This is a genomic window from Plantibacter sp. CFBP 8798 (genome assembly GCF_014841195.1).
Classification (GTDB): Bacteria; Actinomycetota; Actinomycetes; order Actinomycetales; family Microbacteriaceae; genus Plantibacter; species Plantibacter auratus.
Map to the genome: position 1 here is coordinate 1,455,455 of NZ_JACYTS010000001.1, position 16,642 is coordinate 1,472,096.

At 70.1% G+C, this 16,642-nt stretch carries 14 protein-coding genes and 1 riboswitch; of the genes, 7 read left to right on the forward strand and 7 right to left on the reverse strand.

Annotation, left to right across the window (positions count from 1 at the left end; translation table 11 throughout):
- Window positions 1-50 precede the first annotated feature (50 nt).
- Entirely contained in the window at window positions 51-1,277 is a 1,227-nt protein-coding gene (locus tag IFU30_RS06885) for an MFS transporter (protein WP_192004704.1), read from the forward strand.
- A 39-nt stretch (window positions 1,278-1,316) separates the two neighbouring features.
- Here the strand turns inward: IFU30_RS06885 and IFU30_RS06890 are convergent, their stop codons facing one another.
- Together IFU30_RS06890 and IFU30_RS06895 are read right to left on the reverse strand one after the other, a co-directional pair.
- Window positions 1,317-3,566, reverse strand: coding sequence for a sigma-70 family RNA polymerase sigma factor (locus IFU30_RS06890; protein ID WP_192004705.1), 2,250 nt, complete (start codon window positions 3,564-3,566; stop codon window positions 1,317-1,319).
- A gap of 404 nt (window positions 3,567-3,970) precedes the next feature.
- Window positions 3,971-5,473, reverse strand: a complete 1,503-nt coding sequence (locus tag IFU30_RS06895; protein WP_192004706.1) for a beta-N-acetylhexosaminidase — start codon at window positions 5,471-5,473, stop codon at window positions 3,971-3,973.
- A 159-nt stretch (window positions 5,474-5,632) separates the two neighbouring features.
- Window positions 5,633-5,751: riboswitch (ZMP/ZTP riboswitch) on the forward strand.
- Between the two features lie 42 nt (window positions 5,752-5,793).
- Here IFU30_RS06895 and glyA point away from each other — a divergent pair.
- The gene (glyA, locus tag IFU30_RS06900) at window positions 5,794-7,065 is read left to right on the forward strand and encodes a serine hydroxymethyltransferase (protein ID WP_192004707.1); all 1,272 of its coding nucleotides are present in this window, start codon (window positions 5,794-5,796) and stop codon (window positions 7,063-7,065) included.
- A gap of 11 nt (window positions 7,066-7,076) precedes the next feature.
- Window positions 7,077-7,949 (forward strand): bifunctional methylenetetrahydrofolate dehydrogenase/methenyltetrahydrofolate cyclohydrolase, encoded by an 873-nt coding sequence (locus IFU30_RS06905; RefSeq protein ID WP_085510300.1) that lies wholly within the window; start codon window positions 7,077-7,079, stop codon window positions 7,947-7,949.
- Between the two features lie 26 nt (window positions 7,950-7,975).
- Here IFU30_RS06905 and IFU30_RS06910 read toward each other — a convergent pair whose 3' ends face one another.
- The 3 genes from IFU30_RS06910 to galT form a co-directional block, all read right to left on the reverse strand.
- Complete coding sequence (locus tag IFU30_RS06910; RefSeq protein WP_192004708.1) at window positions 7,976-8,893, reverse strand: hypothetical protein; 918 nt, start codon at window positions 8,891-8,893, stop codon at window positions 7,976-7,978.
- 132 nt (window positions 8,894-9,025) lie between these two features.
- Entirely contained in the window at window positions 9,026-10,186 is a 1,161-nt protein-coding gene (gene galK / locus IFU30_RS06915) for a galactokinase (protein ID WP_192004709.1), read from the reverse strand.
- Window positions 10,183-11,334, reverse strand: coding sequence for a galactose-1-phosphate uridylyltransferase (gene galT, locus IFU30_RS06920; protein WP_192004710.1), 1,152 nt, complete (start codon window positions 11,332-11,334; stop codon window positions 10,183-10,185). Before galT ends, galK begins: the two co-directional genes overlap by 4 nt.
- A gap of 83 nt (window positions 11,335-11,417) precedes the next feature.
- Between galT and IFU30_RS06925 the strand changes: the two genes are divergently transcribed.
- Together IFU30_RS06925 and IFU30_RS06930 are read left to right on the forward strand one after the other, a co-directional pair.
- Window positions 11,418-12,230, forward strand: a complete 813-nt coding sequence (locus IFU30_RS06925) for a DeoR/GlpR family DNA-binding transcription regulator (RefSeq protein ID WP_192004711.1) — start codon at window positions 11,418-11,420, stop codon at window positions 12,228-12,230.
- Between the two features lie 77 nt (window positions 12,231-12,307).
- A complete protein-coding gene (locus IFU30_RS06930; protein ID WP_086474411.1) occupies window positions 12,308-12,823 on the forward strand; it encodes a YbaK/EbsC family protein in 516 nt (171 codons plus the stop codon).
- Here the strand turns inward: IFU30_RS06930 and IFU30_RS06935 are convergent.
- Window positions 12,765-13,868 carry a CPBP family intramembrane glutamic endopeptidase gene (locus tag IFU30_RS06935; RefSeq protein WP_192004712.1) on the reverse strand — a complete coding sequence of 368 codons (1,104 nt, stop codon included), beginning with the start codon at window positions 13,866-13,868 and terminating at the stop codon, window positions 12,765-12,767. The two genes, IFU30_RS06930 and IFU30_RS06935, sit on opposite strands and share 59 nt — an antisense overlap.
- Window positions 13,869-13,985: 117 nt before the next feature.
- Here IFU30_RS06935 and IFU30_RS06940 point away from each other — a divergent pair, with 117 nt between their 5' ends.
- Window positions 13,986-14,342, forward strand: a complete 357-nt coding sequence (locus tag IFU30_RS06940) for a DUF2200 domain-containing protein (protein ID WP_192004713.1) — start codon at window positions 13,986-13,988, stop codon at window positions 14,340-14,342.
- An 81-nt stretch (window positions 14,343-14,423) separates the two neighbouring features.
- On the opposite strand, the gene IFU30_RS06945 is transcribed toward IFU30_RS06940, so the two are convergent.
- Complete coding sequence (locus IFU30_RS06945) at window positions 14,424-15,920, reverse strand: MFS transporter (RefSeq protein ID WP_192004714.1); 1,497 nt, start codon at window positions 15,918-15,920, stop codon at window positions 14,424-14,426.
- Window positions 15,921-16,026: 106 nt separating this feature from the next.
- Here IFU30_RS06945 and IFU30_RS06950 point away from each other — a divergent pair, with 106 nt between their 5' ends.
- On the forward strand, window positions 16,027-16,638 hold the full coding sequence (locus tag IFU30_RS06950; RefSeq protein WP_079705324.1) for a TetR/AcrR family transcriptional regulator: 612 nt from the start codon (window positions 16,027-16,029) through the stop codon (window positions 16,636-16,638).
- The last annotated feature ends 4 nt before the right edge of the window (window positions 16,639-16,642 follow it).

The following is a 16,642-nucleotide window of genomic DNA, read 5'->3' on the forward strand; positions in this document are numbered from 1 at the left end:
CTCGTCCGCCACGTCAGCCGACGAGTGAACGCCATCGTTGGAGCAATCCGATGACCTCCTCTTCGCCCTCCTCGGCGCGCGCCGCCGAACCCTCCAAGCCGACGTCACCGCCGTTCCCCTGGGTCGGCCTGATCGCGCTCGCGGCGGGCACCTTCCTCTCCGTCACCGGCGAGATGATCCCGACCGGCCTCCTCCCGGAGATGAGCACCTCGCTCGGCGTCACCGAGTCGCAGATCGGGCTCCTTGTCAGCGTGTTCGCGTTCACGGTGGTGCTGTCGAGCACCGCGCTCATCCACCTCACCAGGCGTGTCCCGCGGCACGCGTTGCTCGTGGCCGTCATCGTGGTCCTCGGCGTGAGCACCGGTCTCGGCGCGCTCGCCCCGAACTACGAGCTCCTCGTCGCCACCCGGGTGCTCGGCGGGCTCGCCCATGGCGTCTTCTGGGCGGTCGTCGGCGCGTACGCCGGTCACCTGGTCCCGAAGGAGCAGCTCGCGCGCGCCGTGTCCGTGACGATCGCGGGAGGCACGCTCGCCTTCGTCCTCGGCGTCCCGCTCAGCACCGCGCTCGGGCACGCGCTCGGCTGGCGACTCGCGTTCGGCGTGCTCGCCGCGGCCATGCTCCTCGGCGCCGTCGTCGTGTGGTGGAAGCTGCCGCCCGTCGGTCGGGAGGAGTCGCACGCGGCCGCCTCGGGTGCCACGGGTCGTGATCCGAGCATCGTCCCGGTCGCGATCGTCTGCATCGCGGTCGGCGTCATCATGGCGGGCCATTACGCGTTCTACACCTACATCGCGCCGTTCCTCATCGGCGAGGTCGGTGTCCCGGCCGGCCAGCTCAGCATCCTCCTCCTCGTCTACGGCGTCGCGGGCGCGATCGGCCTCATCCTCACCGGCAGCGTCTTCGCGAGGCGTGCGACCACGGGCCTGTTCGTCGCCCTGACCGTGTCTGCCGCCATGGTGAGCGTCCTCGCCCTCTCGGCAGGCTGGCTTCCGGGTGCGCTCGTCGCGTTCTTCCTCTGGGGGACGGCCTTCGGCATGCTGCCGCCGCTCATGCAGACGCGCCTCCTGCACGCGGCGAGCCCGCGCATCCGCGACACCGCGAACGCGTTCTACACGACGGCGTTCAACACGGGAATCGGTGGCGGCTCGGCGCTCGGCGCGTTGCTCCTCGCCGAGATCGGTCTCGGTGTGCTGCCGTGGGTGTACGTGTGCCTGGCCGTGGTCGCGACCTCGCTCCTCGCGGCGGACGTGCTGCGCACCCGCAGGCGCGAGTCCGTCTGATCGAGCACGAGCCGTTGCGGACGCGCTGAGCGGGACCGCTTACGGCACAGCCGGTTCGTCCGTCGTCGGCGCCGGTGAGGCGTCTGCGCCATCGGTGGGCGCGGTGACGTCGGGCGCGGTCTCCACCGGCGTCTCTGTCTCCGTCTCCGTCGTCGGAGCCGGTTCGGTCGTACTCGGCACGTCCGTCTCCGTCGGGGGAGCCGCTTCCACCGGGGTCTGGTCCGTGATCGGGTCGACGACGACCTGAACCGGGGCCGGAGCGGGAACCGCCTCCGGTGCGGTGTCCAGAACCGCTTCCGGGAGCTGGGCCGTCGCCGGATCGACGGCGGCGTCGGTACTCAGGAGCCCGGTCAGCGAGAGGTACTCGACGGAGGTCGCAGGTCCCACGCGCGATGGGTCTGACGGGTCGACGCTCCAGACGCTGAGCTCGTGGAACCCGACGGCGACGGCGGCGCCGGTCAGCGTCGCTCGACCGTCGGCGTCGAGCGCGACGCGTTGCTCGTCACCACCGTCGACCGTGTATCCGACCTCGCCGTTCGGAGCACCGACGACCACGAGCGGGCCGGTCGGATCGAGGAACTGCACCGACAGCACCGTCCGGAGCCCGGTGACGGCCGGCCCGCTGATCGACAGGGTGGCCGGTTCGGTGGACACGGAGACCTCGTCGCCCAGGGTCTGGCGGACGGTCAGGGCGAAGGTGCCCGTGCGGCCGAGGTCGATCGGGCCGGTCGACCAGGTCGCGGTCTCGGGAGCGGCTGTGGCGGACGCCGGCCGAGCGGAGGCCGGCACGACCGTCGACGCGACGACCACGTCGCCGTCGAGGATGTCGACGGTGGCGCCGGCCGCGGCGGTACCGCTGAAGGCAGGCCACAGGAAGCCGCCACCGGTGTCGGCGGCCATCGTCGGCGCCGGAAGCTCCTCGGGGTCAGTCGGATCCACAGGGTCCACCGGGTCGACGGGATCGACGGGAGGGGCGACGGGCGGAGCCGTCGGCGACGGGACCTGCGGCTCGGCGACCGGAGGCGGCGTTGGGCCCGTGCCGGGCGTCGGCCGGGGCGTGGGCGCCGGTCCCGAGGGTGTCGGGGTCGTCGGCGCGGACGGCGACGTCGTCGGACCCGTGGTCGGAGTCGCGCCCGGTGTCGGCGCGGCGACGGGGTCGCTGGTCTCGTCGGCGGAGACGGAGGTCGCCGAGTCTGCTCCGTGCGGGAACACCACCGGACCCAGGACGAGCGCGGCGGCGGTCACCACCGCGACGACGCCGACGCCGATCGCGGCGATGATGCCACCGGAGAGACCTGCCGTCGCAGCACCCGCGACGCCCGCACCCGACGCGACGCCGGCACCCGACGCGGCACCACTGGAACCGGCTGCACCGGAAGCCGCTGCTCCGCCGGAGGCCGCCACCGAGCTGCTCAGGTGCGCCGTCAGTGCGACCCCGCCGGTGACGCCGGCCGGCATCGCGGCGACCGCGGTCGTCGGCGCACCGTTCGTCTGCAACCACGCGGTGTAGCCGGCCGCACCGGCGGCGCCTGCCACGAGGGGGAGGAGGACGAGCGCCATGCGCGAGCCGACCTCCTTCGCCTCAGCGGCCACGATGGTGCACCGCTGACAGGTGTCCAGGTGCGACTCGACCTTGGCCGTGTCCCGCGCGGAGAGGTTCCCGCGCGCGTACGATCCGAGCCTGCTGATCGTGAAGGCGTGCTCCGAATCGTCGTCGACGGCCTGCAGGTGCGCCTGGATCCACGCTTCGCGCAGCCCCTCGCGTGCTCGGTAAGCGAGCGCGGCCACCGAGTTGGCCTTCATCCCGAGGAGCGGCGCGACCTCCGCAGGCGTCATCGCCTCGATCTCCGTGTACCAGAGCACCTCCTGCCACCGGGTCGGCAGGCTCCGGAACGCTCGGGCACTCAGGCTGCGATCGAGGGCCTCGATCGAGGAGGCCTCGTTCGTGTCCGGGTCCTCGAATGAGTCCAGGGTGTCGAGCGAGGTCTCCCGACGCGAGCGGCCCCATGCGGCCGCCGTGTTCCGGATGGTGGTGAACAGGTACGGGCGGAAGGCGCCGGTGGGTCCCTTCCCGCGGCGGACCGCCTGATAGATGCGTGCGAAGGACTCCGAGACGAGGTCGTCGGGATCGAGGCTCGAGGTGACGGACCGGGCGACGGTCCGTCCGGCGTTCGAGTGCCGTCGCCACAGCTCCGCGTAGGCGTCCTGCGAGCCCGTTCGGGTGCGCTCGATGAGCTCGGCATCCGATCGCTCGGTGAGCGATGAAGCCGGGGATGTGTCCAGGCTCATGATGCCTCCGTCTGCGAGCTGCGCACTTCCGGGCACCGTGCCCGCTCAAGAGAGTCGGGTGAAGCGGGATCATGACGCCGATTCCTCATCTTGGCACGAGGTGTCTCGCGGACAGCCGCTGGCGCCGAGGAAGATCCGTTTCGATTGTTCTGGGAAACCGCGTCATGACCTGCTCGGGAGGCACTCTCTCAGGATGAACAGCAGGATTCCCGGCGACGGGGACCCGGCTGGGTCGTCCTCGGACGGCCACGATGCGCGCCACGGCCGGTGTGCATCGGGCAACGGACCCGAAACGTTGCAGATCTCGACGGGAGGGGGCGCCTTCGTGCGTACCCGTCGACAGGCCGGGAGTGGTGCTCGGGGGCGAGCATCACTCCCGGCCGCTTTTCCGACCGTCGCTCGGATCAGTCGAGCCAGCTGACCTCGGGGGAGCGGTGGAAGGCGATGCCCGCGGCCGACCAGCCCTGGGCAAGCTCGGCCAGTCGGACCCGGAAGTCGCTCCAGTCCGGCGCGCGTCGCTCCGACCAGCCGATCTCCGCGATGGACGCGACCCGGGGGAAGACGAGGAACTCGAGCGTCTGCACGTCGGCCACGGTCTCCGTCCAGAGCGGTGCCTCGACGCCGAGGATGTCCTGCTCACCGACGCCTTCGACGATCTCGGTCGGCTCCCAGACGGCGGAGCGTTCGACACTCGTCGGGCCATCCGCCCAGGTGAGGCCGGCCGCCGTGACGTCGGGGTACTGCATGTCGAGGTAGGCGGCGTCCGCCGGCGACATGATGACCTGCCCGCCCTGATCCACGAACGAGCGCAGCTTGTCGGCGTGACCGTCCTCGGGGGAGACGTAGTTCCAGTACTGGCCGATGGTGCCGGGAGCGAGGTCGCGTGACGTGCCGAACTCGTGCCAAGCGATGGCGGTCTTCCCGGTCGTGGCGACCAGTTCGGACACCCGACGGGCGAAGTGGAGGAAGTCCTCCTCAGCGGTGGCGAGCGCTTCATCGCCGCCCAGGTGGAGGTAGGGGCCCGGGGTCATCGCGGCGAGCTGGGTGAACACGTCCTCGAGGAACGTGTAGGTGGACTCGGCATGGATGTCGAGGCTCGAGAAGCCGACCTCCGTGCCGGTGTAGGGCTGGCGGGCGACGCCGTCCGGGTTGAGTTCGGGATACGCCGAGAGGACCGCGTTCGTGTGTCCGGGGACGTCGATCTCGGGGACGATCGTGACGCGGCGATCGGCGGCGTACTCGATGATCGCCCGGTAGTCGTCGGCGCTGTACGAGCCGCCCGTGCCTCCACCGACCGCGGTCGCCGCACCGATCCCGGTGAGTTCAGGCCACCCGGCGATCTCGAGGCGCCACCCCTGGTCGTCGGTGAGATGCAGATGCAGGTGGTTGAGCTTGAGTGCGGCGATCTGGTCGATGAACCGCTGCACCTGCGTGACCGTGAAGAAGTGCCTCGCGACGTCGAGCATCGCGCCGCGGTAGGCGAAGCGCGGAGCGTCGTCGATGACGGTGGCGGTGATGGTCCAGTCCTGTGCGCCGGCCGTCGGTGCCCAGTTGGCCGGTGGGAGGAGCTGCCTGAGCGTCTGCGTGCCGTGGTGGACCCCGCCGGCGTCCGCGCCGACGATCTCGACACCGGAGGCCGCGGCGGTCAAGCGGTAGGCCCCGCTCGTCGTCGACAGGCGGGGGTCGATCGACAGCGTGATGTCCGCACCCGCGGAGTCCACGGCCTCCTCTGTGCCGGTGGTCTCGACCGGGAGCGTGAACCCCGTGGAAGCGCGCAGGGCGTCGGCGAGGATCCGGGCCGTGGTCGCCGCCGACGGGTCGGTACGGATCACCGAATCCGCCGACAACCGGAACGGGGGAGCGGAGGCGTCCGTGGTCTGCGAGACGGGGCGGGGCAGCAGGCTCATGCGCGGTTCCTTCGGCGTCGGCGACGCGGGATCGTGGGGGCTGGAACGGGGTTTGTTCGGAGGGTGAACAAGCGTCGGGCCATCCTGACACACCGGCCCCCACCGCTGCCCGACCTCTCCACAGGACGGTGCGCGTCAGGCGTCCCGTTGCTATGCTGCTAGCAGTCGCAACTGGCGTATAGACGGAGTTCCGCTCCGCCTCAGATGGTTCACCATCGGGGAGCGACCCTGCACCTTGAAGACAAGGGCGGATTCGGCCGCACGCCTGGGCCGAAACGGCACATCACCGACATCCGTTCTGTCACAAAAGGGAGCCAGTCTTGTCCGACACCTTCAACGCGCCACTCTCCGAGGTCGATCCCGAGATCGCAGCGGTCCTCGAGCAGGAGCTCGGTCGCCAGCGCAACACCCTCGAGATGATCGCGAGCGAGAACTTCGTGCCCGTCTCCGTCCTGCAGTCGCAGGGCAGTGTCCTCACCAACAAATACGCCGAGGGCTACCCGGGTCGTCGCTACTACGGCGGCTGCGAGTTCGTCGACATCGCCGAGTCCCTCGCGATCGAGCGGGCCAAGAGCCTCTTCGGTGCCGAGTACGCGAACGTCCAGCCGCACTCGGGCGCCACGGCCAACGCCGCGGTCCTCTCGGCGATCGCCACCCCCGGCGACACCATCCTCGGTCTCGAGCTCGCCCACGGTGGTCACCTCACCCACGGCATGAAGCTCAACTTCTCCGGCAAGCTCTACAACGCCGTCTCCTACGGCGTCGACCCCGAGACCTTCCTCGTCGACATGGACGTCGTCCGCGACAAGGCACTCGAGCACAAGCCGCAGGTCATCATCGCCGGTTGGTCCGCCTACCCGCGCCAGCTCGACTTCGCCGCGTTCCGCGCGATCGCCGACGAGGTCGGCGCGAAGCTCTGGGTCGACATGGCGCACTTCGCCGGCCTCGTCGCCGCAGGTGTCCACCCGTCGCCCGTGCCGTTCGCCGACGTCGTGTCCTCCACCGTGCACAAGACCATCGGCGGCCCGCGCTCCGGCTTCATCGTGAGCCGCGACATGGAGCTCGCCAAGAAGCTCAACTCGAACGTGTTCCCCGGCCAGCAGGGCGGACCGCTCATGCACGTCATCGCCGCCAAGGCGACGGCGTTCAAGCTCGCCGCCACGGCGGAGTTCAAGGACCGCCAGGAGCGCACGCTCCGCGGTGCCAAGCTCCTCGCCGAGGCGCTCACCTCCGAGGCGTCGAAGGCCGCCGGCATCGACGTCCTCACCGGCGGCACCGACGTGCACCTCGTGCTCGCCGACCTCCGCACCTCCGAGCTCGACGGCCAGCAGGCCGAAGACCTCCTCCACGAGGTCGGCATCACGGTCAACCGCAACTCGGTGCCGTTCGACCCGCGCCCGCCGATGGTCACCTCCGGGCTGCGGATCGGTACGCCGGCGCTCGCGACGCGTGGCTTCGGCGACACCGAGTTCGCCGAGGTCGCCGACATCATCGCCCTCGCGCTGCGCAACGGTGCCGAGGCCGGAGCCCTCCGGGAGCGCGTCACCGCGCTCGCCGAGCGCTTCCCGCTCTACCCCGGCCTCCAGCAGTAGGGCGCGGGCGCATGACCGCACAGATCCTCGACGGTAAGGCCACGGCCACCGCCATCAAGTCCGAACTCGCGATCGAGGTGGCCGCGCTCAAGGAGCGTGGCATCTCGGTCGGGCTGGGCACCGTCCTCGTCGGGTCCGACCCGGGTTCGCAGTGGTACGTCGCCGGGAAGCACCGCGACTGCGCCGAGGTCGGCATGGAGTCGATCCGACGCGACCTGCCCGAGACGGTCTCGCAGGAGGAGCTCGAGGCCGTCCTCGACGAGCTCAACGCCGACGAGAGCTGCACCGGCTACATCGTGCAGCTGCCGTTGCCGAAGCACATCGACACCGACGCGATCCTCGAGCGCATCGATCCCGAGAAGGACGCCGACGGGCTCCACCCGACCAACCTCGGTCGTCTCGTGCTCAACGTGAACCGCCCGATCCACACGCCGCTGCCGTGCACGCCGAAGGGCGTCATCGAGCTGGTGGAACGTCACGGGATCAGCTGGGCGGGCAAGCACGTCGTCGTCGTGGGCCGCGGGGTCACCGTCGGTCGCGCGATCGGCCCGCTGCTCACCCGTCGCGAATACAACGCGACGGTCACGCTGACGCACACCGGAACGGTCGGACTCGACGACATCCTCCGCACCGCCGACGTGATCGTCGCTGCGGCGGGCGTCCCCGGGATCGTCACGCGCGATGCCGTGAAGCCGGGCGTCATCGTCCTCGACGTCGGTGTGAGCCGCGAGACCGACCCCGAGACCGGCAAGTCCCGGGTCGTCGGCGACGTCGCCCCTGACGTGGCCGAGGTCGCCTCGTGGATCAGTCCGAACCCCGGTGGTGTCGGCCCCATGACCCGCGTCGGTCTCCTCGCCAACGTCGTCCGCATGGCCACCCCCTAACCCAGCCCGCGAACTGTCACTCGACGCTAGTCCGAGCGGCCGGGACTAGCCGGAAGTGACAGTTCGCGAGCCAGGGCGGTGAGGATGGGCGACGGGTCCGTCAGGTGCGAGCAATTCACCCGGATGACCCGCCAGCCCGCTGCCATGACTCGGTCGAGTCGATCGATGTCGTGGAAGATCTGCCGTTCATCCGTGAAGTGGGTGCCGCCGTCGTATTCGACGAGGACCCGCTGTTCGGGATACACCAGGTCGCCCAAAGCCAGAAACCGTCCGTGGGCGTCCGAGATCACCTCGTTGACGAGCGGTTCCGGAAGGCCCGCGCGGACGATCAGCAGGCGCAATGCGGTCTCCATCGGCGAATCCGTCCGCGGCCGCATCATCGAGAACGCGAGCCGCAGCCGTTTCGCGCCGCGACGGCCGTTCATCCGTGCCAGCCCACGGACGATCTGTTGCTCCGAGGCCAGCGGTCGCTTGCGGCGGAGCAGCACGTCGCCGGCGATCACCAGGTCGTCCAAGGGAAGCCGGGTTCCGAGCTGACACCAGGCGTCGACGGCGGTCAGTACCGGCAGTTCCTCGACGGCGACGACCTCCCAGTGGTCGCCGTCGAGTTGATGCCCACGCACGCCCGATCCTCGAGGCGCGCGTGCCGGCGCGATGGACGCGACATCGAGTGGTGCCTCATGTTCCCAGGTGGGCACGGGGAGGCCGTGCAAGGCCGCCGCGCTCACGTGGCTGAAGAACTGCCCATCGTGCAGGAGTGGGGCATAGGCGTGACAGCGACCGGGGATGTCCGTGGGCTGGTCGAGCGGTGCCCGGACGCCTCGGTGCGGCGTGGCGAGGTCGCGCGCTCGTAGCCGCGATCGAGGCACGCCGAGTTCGTCGGCGTCGGCCATGGAGAACGGCTGCTTGCTGAGTTCGAGGGGGAGGGGACGTCGGCGGACCATCCCACCACGGTGCCGACTGCGGCGCTTCGGCGTCGGAAGTTCTCCACACCCTGCCCGCGAACTGTCACTCGACGCTAGTCCGAGCGGCCGGGACTAGCCGGAAGTGACAGTTCGCGGGCAGGGGAGGGGAGGTCAGGATTCTCGGGTGGCGCCGGCGGCGGGGCGGACAGGGAAGATGGTCGGGGCGGTGAAGGATGCCTCGGCGAAGGCCGCCGTGACCGCCTCGGCCACGGACGATGCCAGGGCGACGGGGACCAGGGCGATCGCCGCACCCCCGAAGCCACCACCGGTCATGCGCGAACCGATCGCACCGGCCGCCATCGACGTCTCGACGGCCAGGTCGAGTTCCGGAACCGAGATCTCGAAATCGTCACGCATCGACGCGTGCGAGGCCACGAGCAGCTCGCCGATCGACGTCGGGCCGTGCTCGCGCAGGGTCCGGACGGTGTCGAGGACACGCTGGTTCTCGGTCACGACGTGACGAACACGACGGAAGGTCTCGTCGTCGAGCAGCTCACGAGCGCGCTCGAGGTCGCCGACCGTGACGTCGCGGAGCGAGTCGGCGCCGAGCGCTGCGGCCCCCGCCTCGCAGGACGCCCGACGTGCCGCGTACCCGCCGGAGACGTGGGCGTGCTCGACGCGCGTGTCGATGACGAGCAGCTCGAGGTCGTGCTCCTCGAAGCCGAGCGGGATGACGTCGGTCTCGAGCGAGCGGCAGTCGAGGAAGACGCCGCAGTCACGTTGGCCGAGGAGCGACGCCGACTGGTCCATGATGCCGGTCGGCGCACCGACCGCTCGGTTCTCGGCGAGCTGGCAGATCTTCGCGAGCGTCCGGCGGTCGTGGTCGAGGTGCCAGATCTCGGTGAGTGCGACGGCGACCGAGGCCTCGATGGCCGCGGAGGAGGAGAGGCCTGCCCCGACCGGGACGTCGGAGTGGATGTAGATGTCGACCCCGGGCACCTCCTGCAAGGGTGCCCCGAACTGGCCGAGCGCCCACGCGACGCCGAGCGGGTAGGCGGACCAGCCGTGCAAGGCGTCGGGATCGAGCGCGCGCACCGAGACCTCGACGATCTCGGGTGAGAAGCTGCTCGACACCCGGATGCGGTCGTCGTCGCGACGCCGGACGGCTGCGACGGTGCGGCGGTCGATCGCCATGGGGAACACGAAGCCGTCGTTGTAGTCGGTGTGCTCGCCGATGATGTTCACGCGGCCGGGCGCGGTCCAGAGGCCGCGCGGCTCGCTGCCGAAGGCGTTCTCGAATCCGCTCGTGGCGGTGCGCTGCAGGTCGGTCATGCGGGGTTCTCCTCGTGGGCTGCGGCGATCGCGGCGCGCAGGGCGGTGGCGGTGGTCTCCGGTGGGACGTCGCCGATCCAGGCGCCCATGGCGGCCTCGGAGCCGGCCAGGTACTTCAAGCGGTCGGCTCCACGACGCGGGGAGGTGAGCTGCAGGTGGAGTCGGAGCTCGTCGCGGTGGACACGGGTCGGGGCCTGGTGCCAGGCGGCGATGTACGGGGTCGGGGTGTCGTACAGGGCGTCGACGCCGCGCAGCAGCCGCAGGTAGAGGACGGCGAGTTCATCCCGTTCCTCGAGCGAGGTCGCGGCGAAGTCGGGCACGTGCCGGTGGGGGAGCAGGTGCACCTCGATGGGCCAGCGCGCCGCGAACGGGACGAACGCCGTCCAGTGCTCGCCCGCGAGGACGACGCGCTCGTCAGCCTGCTCGGCGGCGAGGATGTCGGTGAAGAGTCCGGGACCGTAGGCCTCGCTCGCGGCGATGAGCCGCTGCGTGCGCGGGGTCACGTAGGGGTAGGAGTAGATCTGTCCGTGCGGGTGGTGGAGGGTGACACCGATCTGCTCCCCGCGGTTCTCGAAGGGGAACACCTGCTGGATCGAGTCGATCTGCGACAGCGCGTGCGTCCGGCGGGCCCACGCCTCGATGACCGTGCGCGCCCGGGTGCGGGACAGCGAACCGAAGGAGCCGGTGCTCGACGGGCTGAAGCTCACGACCTCGCAGCGGCCGACCGAGGTGCGCGTCCGGCCGATCCCGATCGTCTCGAGGTCGGCGAGATCGACCGGTGCGTTCTCGTCTTCCAGGAGCGGCCCGAAGGACGGCGACTTGTTCTCGAAGACCGCGACGTCGTACTGGTCGGGGATCTCGGAGGGGTTCGAGGGACTCGCGGGTGCGAGCGGGTCGAGGTTCGCCGGGGGCAGCATCACCCGGTTCTGGCGGGCGGCGGCGATCGAGATCCACTCACCGGTCAGCGGATCCTGGCGCATGGACGCGGTCGGTGGTCGTGGCGCGAGCTCGCGTGCGTCGGGCAGGCGCTCCGCGGGCAGCGTCGTGTCGACGTCGTCGAAGTAGATGAGTTCGCGACCGTCGGCGAGGCGCTGGGTCGAGCTCGCGATCGCCGGGTCGATGACGAAGGTGTCGTCGAGTGGGGGCATGGGGATCCTCAGAACGGGTTGTCGAAAGGAAACGTACAACGTTTCGCCTTGAAAAGTATAGGCAAGTCAGCGAAGATTCATGCATGTCCGACGACGAGCCGATGCAGTTGCCCGCCCCACTGCGACGCGACCGCATCCGCGAGCTCCTCGACGAGCGCGGCTTCGTGCGCGTGGCCGACATCTCCGACGACTTCGGCGTCTCCCGGGTGACCGCCCGGACGGACCTCGACACCCTCGTCGACCAGGGCGACGCCGTCCGCGTGCACGGTGGCGCGATGCCCGTGCAGGGACGCGGCGCCGTGGAGTCGCCGATCGAACTCGCGACCGCGACCTCGGCGCATGCGAAGCAGCGGATCGGTGAGGCGGCGGCCGCGATGGTGCGCTCCGGTCAGAGCGTGATCGTCGACGTCGGCAGCACCGGCCTCGCCCTCGCTCGCGCGCTCAAGGCTCGCCGCGACCTCGCCGACGTCGTGGTCATCACGAACGGTCTGACCATCGCTCTCGAACTCGAGTCGGAGATCCCGAGGTTCTCGGTGATCGTCACGGGTGGGTCGCTCCGACCGCTGCAGCATTCGCTCGTCGATCCGCTCGCCGGGTCGCTGCTCGGCCAGGTCCACGCTGATCTCGCCTTCATCGGGTGCAATGGTGTCGACGCAGGCCATGGCGTGACCAACGTCAACCTGCCCGAAGCCGAGGTGAAGGCCAGGATGGTGCGCGCGGCCGAGCGGGTGGTCGTGGTCGCCGATGCCTCGAAGCTCGGGGTGCGGCAGCTCGGCCGGATCGCCGGCCTGGAGGCCTTCGACGCGCTCCTGACCGACGACGGGGCCGCACCCGAGACCATCGCACTCCTCCGGGAAGCGGGACTCGGGGTTACGCTCGTCCCACTCGGCGACTGACCTCGCGCCGCGTCCTGCCGTCCCGCGCGGCGTCCCGGCACTCGCGCGCCGACGGCCCGATGCGGCAGCATGGTCGCATGAGTGATCGAGCGCATCCTGCCGTGTCCATCGTCGAGCAGACGCTGCGCGATCGCGGGGCTCAGGGCGAGGTCACCTGGCTCGACGATGCTGCACGAACGGCAGCGCTCGCAGCGGAGGCCTTGGGGATCGAGGTCGGGGCGATCGCGAACTCCCTCGTGTTCACGCTCGACGGCGAGCCGACGCTGATCCTCACGAGCGGCGCCCACCGTGTCGACACCGCCTGGGTCGGCGAGCGGCTCGGTGGACGGCTGAAGCGTGCTGACGCCGAGGTCGTCAAGGCGGCGACTGGACAGGTGATCGGCGGCGTCGCGCCCGTCGGTCACCCGGAACCGATCCGCACCTATGTGGACGAGGCGCTCGCTGCCTACCCGGAGGTCTGGGCCGCAGCCGGCCATGCGCACACGGTGTTCCCGACGACCTTCGAGGAGCTCGTGCGAGTGACCGGCGGGCAGGTCATCGCGGTGGAGCCGCCGACGGATCCTGCGGGGTCGTCGGCAGCTGCGTCGGCGTAGCCACCGGAGCGGCCATGGCGGCCGGCGGCGTCCCCTGCTGCTTCGTCACCCGGCTCGGCGGCAGCGGAGCCGTCGCGGTCACGCCGTTCCTGCGCCCCCACCAGGTGCTCACGACGGCTGCGGCGACGCAGAGCGCCATCGGGATGAGCATGAACGGTCCGCCGGCACCCTCGCCTCGCTCGAAGACCTGGTCGGTCTGCGACATGAGGGCCGTGGGGACGAGGAGGAGGACGTTGTTCGTCGCGTGGATGAGCACCGGAGCCTCGAGGCCACCGGTTCCGCGGGCGGCGAAGGACATCGAGGCGCCGAACACGAAGTAGTAGGCGATGAGCCAGGGGTCGCCGGCGAAGTGCACCGAGGCGAAGACCGCGCCGGAGACCACCGTGCCGACGAGGAACGCCGTGATCGGTCGACTGAACCAGGATCCGACGGAACGTTGGATGAGGCCGCGCGCCCCGTACTCCTCGCCCGCCGACTGCAGCGGCGTCGTGAGGATCACGACGGCGAGCATCGCGATCATGGTGCCGTCGACCACGATGGGATCGAGCGGGGAGAGCAGGACGGAGGCGCCGACGTACACGATCCACACCGGGACGATGATGAGCGCGAGACGCCCGAACCAGCCCCAGCGGAAGCGACCCTCCACCGAGGACAGCCACCGCGGCCGGACGCCGAAGAGCGCCCACTGGATGAGCATCGACACCGGGATGAGCGCGGCGAGCGACAGGTTGTTCGCGAGCATCGTCACCGGCGTCAGCGTCATGAGGCCGTTCGCGACGTCGTCGAGTGTGTAGGCCCCGGTGGCCACGTCCACGATGAGCGCGATGCCGCCGAGAACGATCGAGAGGATCAGGAACCCGACGACGAGGAGGAGGAGTGCGAGGGCGCCGCGCCACCAGGCCGGTGCGGCGCGGAGGGCGTGGTCGTAGGTCGCGACCTGCCGCTGGGGCACGGCTGGATCGACGGGCGTCGAGGCTGGTGCCGTCGAGGGTGACGGCGATGGCGATGGCGAAGGCGTCTGCGGGTGCTGTCCGGGATTCGTCATGCTGCCAGGGTAGGCAACCGTCGCGACAGGACGCGTCCCCCGAGCGATGGACGACGAGCGACGGATAGCCCGCGATCGGCCTGGTCCCGAACGCTCGACGGTGGGAGACTGACCGGTATGGCCGGACATCGCATCTTCACGACGAGCTTCGCCAGCGTGTACCCGCTCTACGTCGCGAAGGCGGAGCGGAAGGGGCACACGAAGGGCGAGGTGGACCAGGTCATCACCTGGCTCACGGGCTACGACGACGCCGCGATCGAACGGGTGCTCGCCGACGGTACGGATTTCGAGACCTTCTTCGCCGAAGCGCCGGCAATGCACCCCAACGCGTCGCTCATCACGGGCCTCATCTGCGGCATCCGCGTCGAGGAGATCGAGGACCCCCTGATGCAGCGCGTCCGTCAGCTCGACAAGCTCGTGGACGAGGTCGCGAAGGGGAAGAAGATGACGTCGATCCTCCGCGTCTCCGCCTGACCGCCGACCGCGTGGCCCTCCCATGACGCAGACGGCCGCCGCGCGAGTGCGCGACGGCCGTGTGCTCGGAACCCGGTGGGATCAGTGCGCGAGCACCGGCTCTGCGGACGCCTCCGGGGCGTGGTGCAGGGCGAGTCCCTGGTTGCGTCGGCGGAACAGCAGTGCCGCCGTCACCGCGCCGACCGCGAAGAACCCGGCACCCCAGAAGTAGGCGGTCTGGTAGCTCTGGATCGCGGCCTGCGCGAGCACCTCGGGGGTGGGCGGCGCGTTTTCGGTCACGTAGGCCGTGGCGGCGCTCGCCGCGAGGGTGTTGAGCAGCGCCACACCGATCGACCCGCCGACCTGCTGGCTGGTGTTGACCGTCGCCGAGGCGACCCCGGCGAACGCCCGGTCGACACCGAGCGTCGCGGTCTGCATCGAGGCGGGCATGATCGATCCCATCGCGAAGCCGAGCACCATGAGCGCGGGCATGACGTTGCCGACATAGGAGCTGTCGAGGTCGAGTCGGGTGAGGAGGAGCATGCCGATCGCACCGAGCGTCATGCCGAACGGCACCATGACCTTCGGGCCGAAGCGGGGGACCAGGAGGTTGGTCCCCAGCTGTGCGGCGAGCACGAGCATCGCGATCATCGGGAGGAAGGCGAAGCCCGTCTGCTGCGGTGAGTACCCGAGCGAGGCCTGCAGGTAGTAGGTGACGAAGAGGAAGATGCCGAACATCCCGGCTCCGGCGATCATGACCGAGATGAACGCGGCACCGCGGTTGCGGTCGAGGATGATCGACAACGGGAGGAGCGGGTGCGCGGCCCGGCGCTGCCAGAGGACGAACACGACGAGGAGCACGGCTGCGGCGGCGAGGAAGGCCCAGCTGAGCGGCGAGTCCCATCCGTCGGTCTCGGCATTGGCGAAGCCGTAGACGAGGCTGAACAACGCACCCGAGACGAGGACGGTGCCCGGGACGTCGAGCTTGGGGCGGGGGCCGGTCGTCTTCGGTGTGGTGATGAAGAGGACCGCCCCGACGATGGCGACCACGGCGATCACCACGTTGATGTACAGGTTCCAGCGCCAGTCGAACTGCTCGGTGAGGAATCCGCCGAGGAGGAGACCGACCGCGCCACCTGCGCCGGCGATCGCACCGAAGACGCCGAACGCGCGGGCGCGCTCTTTCGGGATCGTGAAGGTGGTCGTGAGCATCGCGAGCGCGGTCGGTGCGAGGAGGGCGGCGAAGACGCCCTGGAGTGCCCGCGCGGCGACGAGGGTGCCGAGCGAGTCCGCTGCGCCTCCGAGGGCCGAGGCGATCGCGAACCCGACGAGCCCGATGATGAAGGCCCGCTTCCGGCCCATGAGGTCGGACAGGCGTCCGCCGAGCAGCAGCAGGCTGCCGAAGGCGAGGGAGTAGGCGGTGACGATCCACTGGCGATCGCCGTCGGAGAACCCGAGGTCGGCCTGTGCGGCGGGCATCGCGATGTTCACGACGGTGGCGTCGAGCACGACCATGAGTTGCGCGAGGCCGACGGTGACGAGCGTCCACCAGCGGCGTGAGGAGACTGCCGGGGTTCCGGCGGCGAGATTCGAAGTCATGCTGAGGACTCTATACGGAACTGAGCAGTTTCGGAACCGAATAGTTCCAGAACGTTCGAGTTCCTGAACTATGCTGTTCCCGGAGACGAAAGGGAGGTGAGCCGCGATGACGCAGCTCGAGACCCCACCCGCAGCGCCGAAGCTCGGCCGGAAGCGCGACCACACGCGGGACGCTGAGATCCTCGACGCCGCGCTCGACGTCCTCGCCGACACGGGCTACGCCGGGATGACGGTCGACATGGTCGCCGCGCGGGCGAAGGCCGGCAAGGCGACGCTCTACCGCCGATGGGCGTCGAAGTCCGAACTCGTGATCGACGCGGTCGCCTGCATGAAGCAGATCGATCCCGACTTCTCGAAGCTGCCCGACACCGGCTCACTCCGCGGCGACCTCGTCGCGATGATCAAGGCGCCGTCCATCGCCGAGGGTGAGCGCAAGATGCGCGTGTTCGCCGGCGTGATGTCGATGATCTCGGATGCCCCGGAGCTCACCGAGTCCATCCATGCGGCGATCGTGGAGCCGCGCATGGCGGTCAACCGCTTCCTGTTGCAGCGCGCGATCGACCGCGGCGAGATCCGCGCGGACGCCGATGTGGAGACCCTTGCGCTGATCAGCCAGGCGATGGTGAGCTATCGCGTACTCATGCTGCGGGAGCCGGTGACGCGTGACTTCCTCGTGTCGGTGATCGACGGCGTCATCATCCCTGCCGTCCGGAAGTAGCTCG

Bases quoted from the DNA above. Each gene is read 5' to 3' on its own strand.
- IFU30_RS06890 (WP_192004705.1), bottom strand. From the start codon at position 3,566: ATGAGCCTGGACACATCCCCGGCTTCATCGCTCACCGAGCGATCGGAT.
- IFU30_RS06885 (WP_192004704.1), top strand. From the start codon at position 51: ATGACCTCCTCTTCGCCCTCCTCGGCGCGCGCCGCCGAACCCTCCAAG.
- IFU30_RS06905 (WP_085510300.1), top strand. From the start codon at position 7,077: ATGACCGCACAGATCCTCGACGGTAAGGCCACGGCCACCGCCATCAAG.
- galK (WP_192004709.1), bottom strand. From the start codon at position 10,186: ATGACCGACCTGCAGCGCACCGCCACGAGCGGATTCGAGAACGCCTTC.
- IFU30_RS06925 (WP_192004711.1), top strand. From the start codon at position 11,418: ATGTCCGACGACGAGCCGATGCAGTTGCCCGCCCCACTGCGACGCGAC.
- IFU30_RS06930 (WP_086474411.1), top strand. From the start codon at position 12,308: ATGAGTGATCGAGCGCATCCTGCCGTGTCCATCGTCGAGCAGACGCTG.
- IFU30_RS06940 (WP_192004713.1), top strand. From the start codon at position 13,986: ATGGCCGGACATCGCATCTTCACGACGAGCTTCGCCAGCGTGTACCCG.
- IFU30_RS06895 (WP_192004706.1), bottom strand. From the start codon at position 5,473: ATGAGCCTGCTGCCCCGCCCCGTCTCGCAGACCACGGACGCCTCCGCT.
- IFU30_RS06950 (WP_079705324.1), top strand. From the start codon at position 16,027: ATGACGCAGCTCGAGACCCCACCCGCAGCGCCGAAGCTCGGCCGGAAG.
- galT (WP_192004710.1), bottom strand. From the start codon at position 11,334: ATGCCCCCACTCGACGACACCTTCGTCATCGACCCGGCGATCGCGAGC.
- IFU30_RS06935 (WP_192004712.1), bottom strand. From the start codon at position 13,868: ATGACGAATCCCGGACAGCACCCGCAGACGCCTTCGCCATCGCCATCG.
- IFU30_RS06945 (WP_192004714.1), bottom strand. From the start codon at position 15,920: ATGACTTCGAATCTCGCCGCCGGAACCCCGGCAGTCTCCTCACGCCGC.
- IFU30_RS06910 (WP_192004708.1), bottom strand. From the start codon at position 8,893: ATGGTCCGCCGACGTCCCCTCCCCCTCGAACTCAGCAAGCAGCCGTTC.